4 protein-coding genes are annotated in these 4,177 nt (G+C 73.7%); 3 read left to right on the top strand and 1 reads right to left on the bottom strand.

Annotated features, from left to right (window positions below):
- A partial coding sequence (locus tag HUW36_RS27125) for a class F sortase (protein ID WP_246248342.1) occupies positions 1–710 on the top strand: 710 nt, incomplete at its 5' end.
- Position 711: 1 nt separating this feature from the next.
- On the opposite strand, the gene HUW36_RS27120 is transcribed toward HUW36_RS27125, so the two are convergent.
- On the bottom strand, positions 712–1,251 hold the full coding sequence (locus HUW36_RS27120; protein WP_091571705.1) for an HNH endonuclease: 540 nt from the start codon (positions 1,249–1,251) through the stop codon (positions 712–714).
- A 283-nt stretch (positions 1,252–1,534) separates the two neighbouring features.
- On the opposite strand from HUW36_RS27120, the gene HUW36_RS27115 reads away from it, so the two are divergent.
- Positions 1,535–2,620 (top strand): mechanosensitive ion channel family protein, encoded by a 1,086-nt coding sequence (locus HUW36_RS27115; RefSeq protein ID WP_246248341.1) that lies wholly within the window; start codon positions 1,535–1,537, stop codon positions 2,618–2,620.
- Between the two features lie 235 nt (positions 2,621–2,855).
- The coding region (locus HUW36_RS27110; protein WP_174530736.1) for an MFS transporter at positions 2,856–4,177 on the top strand (1,322 nt) is incomplete at its 3' end.

The raw sequence follows: 4,177 nt of genomic DNA, 5'->3' as shown, positions 1-4,177 counted from the left end.
CCGGGCACGCCTTCTCGGCCAGCGTCGCCACCGCCGACCCGCACGCCCGGCCGGTCGGCGTCCGCCCCGGCCGGACCACCACCCGCCGGTACGTCCCGGGGCGCGGCCCCGGTGCCCCGGTGCTGGTGGTGGCGAGCCTGATGGCGCTGATCGTGGCCATGCTCGGGGTGGAACGGGTGACAGGCGTCAGCGTGCTGCCCGACCGGATCGTGGCCGGGCTGCGGCCGCCACCGAAGAAGTTCCCGGTGCTGCCCGCCAGCCCGCCGACCGACCTCACCATCGGCAAGCTCGACCTGCGCGCGCCGGTGCACCGGGTCGGCATCGCGCCCGACGGCAGCATCGCGGTGCCGGACGTGAGCCGTGCCGGCGAGGTCGGCTGGTACGACCAGGGCCCCACCCCCGGCCAGTACGGGCCGGCGGTGCTGGTCGGGCACGTCGACACCACCACCGGGCCGGCCGTCTTCCACGGGCTGAGGGAACTCGACGACGGCGACCGGATCGAGGTGACCCGGCAGGACCGCTCGGTGGCGGTCTTCGAGGTCACCTCGATCGAGCGGTACGGCAAGGAGAAGCTGCCGGTCGAGGACGTCTACGGCGACTTCAGTCGCCCCAACCTGCGGCTGATCACCTGCGGCGGGCGCTGGGTGGGCGGCGAGACCGGGTACGCCGACAACCTGGTGGTCTACGCGTCGCTGGTCCAGGCCCGCTGACTCAGGCCGCCTCGACCTCGGGCTCGCGCAGGTCGAGCCAGTCGGCCCAGCGGGGGTCGGGAGCGCGGTGGCCCAGCACCCGCCAGGCGTTGCCCTTCGGCGCGGCCGGCAGGTGGTGCAGCCGCCAGCCCAGCTCGGCCGGGGTCTTGTCGCCCTTGGTGTGGTTGCACCGGGCGCAGGCGGCGACCACGTTCTCCCACGCGTGCCGGCCGCCCCGGCTGCGAGGGAAGACGTGGTCGATGGTCTCCGCCGGGCCCCGGCAGTAGGCGCACCGCCACCCGTCCCGGGCGAAGATCGCCCGGCGGGACAGCCCCACGTGGGTGCGGTAGGGCACCCGGACGTAGCGGGTCAGCCGCACCACCGAGGGCACCGGGAGCGCGTTGCGGGCGCTGTGCAGGATGCCCTCGCCGTCGGCCACGCAGACGGCCTTGGCGGAGAGCACGAGGATCGCGGCACGACGCACCGACACGACGCACAGGGGCTCGTAGGTGGCGTTGAGAACGAGTGCACCGGAGCCCGCCGTGGGTCGTATGTCAGGCATCGCGCTCACCCTCCCGGTCCAGCCGCTCCCGCCGCCTTCACGCCGGGACCGCCCCGCGACAGCGCGCGGAGGCCCCGAGCGCCGGCCGGGACCACCGACGTCCGTTGCGCCAATAGTCCCTGATCGCGCCCCGGATTGCACGCACTAATCCGGGGTACCCCCGGCAAGCCTGACCCCGCTGTGCCAGGATGACCGGTTCCGCCCGGGATGATCGTCGACCCGCCGGCACCGTCCGGGGTGGGTCCGCGGTGGGCGCGCGCCCCCGGTGCGGTACGAAAGCAGGGTGAGTGCCGCCGATCTGACGCTGCGCGCGCTGGCCGCCGCGTCCGAGCCCAGCCCGAGTCCCAGCTCCAGCCCGTCCCCGTCGGTCGACTGCCGGACCGACCCCCTGTGCCGCAACATCTACGACCTGACCGGGTCGAGCTGGTTCGCCGAGGGCAGTTACTGGATCCTGCTGAAGCCGCTGCGGATCGTGCTGATCCTGCTGCTCGCAGTGGCCGCGCGCTGGGCGTTGCACCGCACCATCAACCGGCTGGTGCGCACCACCACCGACGGGGCGGTGCCGACCATGCTCCGCCCGTTGCGGGAGCGGATCCCCAGCGCCACCCTCGACCCGGAGCAGTTCGTGCCGGAGCGGCGGCGGCAGCGGGCCGAGGCGATCGGGTCGGTGCTGCGCAGCATGGTCACCGCGTTCGTGTTCGGCATCGCGCTGTTGATGGTGCTCAAGGAGTTCAGCTTCGACCTGGCCCCGCTGCTGGCGAGCGCGGGCATCGCCGGCGTGGCCCTCGGTTTCGGCGCGCAGAGCCTGGTCAAGGACCTGATCGCCGGCCTGTTCATGCTGATCGAGGACCAGTACGGCGTGGGCGACACGGTCGACCTCGGCGAGGCGACGGGCGTGGTGGAGGCGGTGGGCCTGCGGGTGACCACGGTCCGGGACGGGCGGGGCGTGCTCTGGTACATCCGCAACGGCGAGATCGTCCGGGTCGGCAACAAGAGCCAGGGCTGGGCGCTGGTCGTGGTGGACCTGCCGATCGGCTTCGCCGGCACCGAGGAGGCCACCGCGGTGCTGCGTACGGCGGCGGCGTCGGTGGCGCTGGACCCGGAGCTGGCGCCGGAGATCGTGGAGCAGCCGGAGGTGCTCGGCGTCGAGCAGATGACGGTCGACGGCGCGGTGATCCGTACCGTCGTCAAGACCACCGCGGACGGGCAGTTCGCGGTCGGTCGCGAGCTGCGCCGCCGCCTCGCGGAGGCACTGGAGAACTCCGGGATCACGGCCCGGATCGCGGCGGCCCGGCTCTATCCCGGCCTGCCGCCGCAGGCGTCGCCGCCGCCGCGACCGGAGGGAACCGGCACCGGCGGCCCCACCTGAGGCACCCCTGGCGGACGGACGTTTTCCGGGGGTCGCGCGTCGCGCGGCCCCTCGGGTATCGTCCGTTCGTTCAGTCGGAGATGCGACGATCAATCCGTTCGCCCTAGCCAGTTGTCAGACGATCGGGCAGAATCCGGTGAACACACTCCACCGGGGAGTGTGCTCGTGTCCTCGCTGATCGGTTGATCTGACGACGGTTCCCGGTCGGGCCATCACAAGTGGTCGACCAGGAACGATGGAGGCGACGGTGTCCGACGAGCGACCCGCCCTGGAGGGCCCGGCCACCTTCCGCGACGTGTTCGGTCAGTCCGAGTTCCGCGCGCTCTTCGCCGCCAACGTCCTGTCCTGGATCGGCGACTACCTCGCCAAGGCCGCGCTCGCGGTGCTGGTCCTGCAGGAGACCAAGTCGGTCGCCCTCTCCGCCGCCGCGTTCGCGGCCAGTTACCTGCCCTGGCTGATCGGCGGCCCGCTGCTCTCCGCGCTGGCCGAGCGACACCGCTACCGCCGGGTGATGGTGCTCTGCGACCTGATCCGGATGGCGTTGATGGTGCTCGTCGCGATGCCCTTCATGCCGGCCTGGGCGATCCTCGTCCTGATCTTCGTCGCGACGCTCGCCAACCCGCCGAGCCAGGCGGCGCGCTCGGCGTTGCTGCCGCACATCCTGGAGGGCGACCGCCTGGTGGTGGGCCTCACCGCCTCCACCAGCGCCGTCCAGGCCGCGCAGGTCGTCGGTTACCTCGCCGGCGCGACCATCGCCGCGCTCAACCCGAGCACCGCGCTGCTGATCAACGCGGCCACGTTCGCCCTGTCGGCCCTCCTGGTCCGCTTCGGCCTGCGGGACCGGGCTCCGGCGCTGGCCCCGGCGCACCGCAGCCACCTGCTGCGGGAGACCGCCGAGGGCTTCCGGATCGTCTTCGAGCGGCCGGTGCTGCGCGCCATCGCGGTGCTGGTGTTCAGCGCGATGGTCTTCTCGATCGTCCCCGAGGGCCTCGCCGCCGGCTGGGCCGCCCAGCGGACCGGCGGCGGCATGGACACCGGCACCGCGCAGGCGGTGATCATGGCGGCCAACCCGGTCGGCTACGTCATCGGCGGGCTGCTCATCGGGCGGCTGGTCGGTCCGGCCCGCCGGCTGCGGTTGCTGCCCCCGCTGGCGGTGCTCGCGCCGGCCGCGCTCGTGCCCGCGCTGCTCGACCCGCCACCGGTCGTGGTGGCACTGCTCGCCGGCGCGTGCGGTTTCGCGGTCGCCGGGATCGTCCCGGTCGCCAACGGCCTCTTCGTGCAGGCCCTGCCGGACGGCTACCGGGCCCGGGCATTCGGGGTGATGGCCAGCGGCACGCAGATCATCCAGGGCGGCGCGGTGCTGGTCACCGGCGCACTGGCCGAGCGTTACGCCATCCCGACTGTCGTCGGGCTCTGGAGCGCGGCGGGAGTGCTCCTGATGCTCGTCGCGGCGGTCACCTGGCCCCGCCCGGCGACGATCCAGGCGGCCGTCGAGACCGCCCGGGCCGAGTCCAGCGCGGCGCGGTCGCACACGCCGGCCCGCGGGCCGGGCGCGGG

It is taken from the genome of Micromonospora maritima (genome assembly GCF_902825405.1).
Taxonomy (GTDB): Bacteria; Actinomycetota; Actinomycetes; order Mycobacteriales; family Micromonosporaceae; genus Micromonospora; species Micromonospora maritima.
The sequence above is the reverse complement of the archived record's forward strand: the minus strand, read 5'-3'. Positions and strand labels throughout refer to the sequence as shown.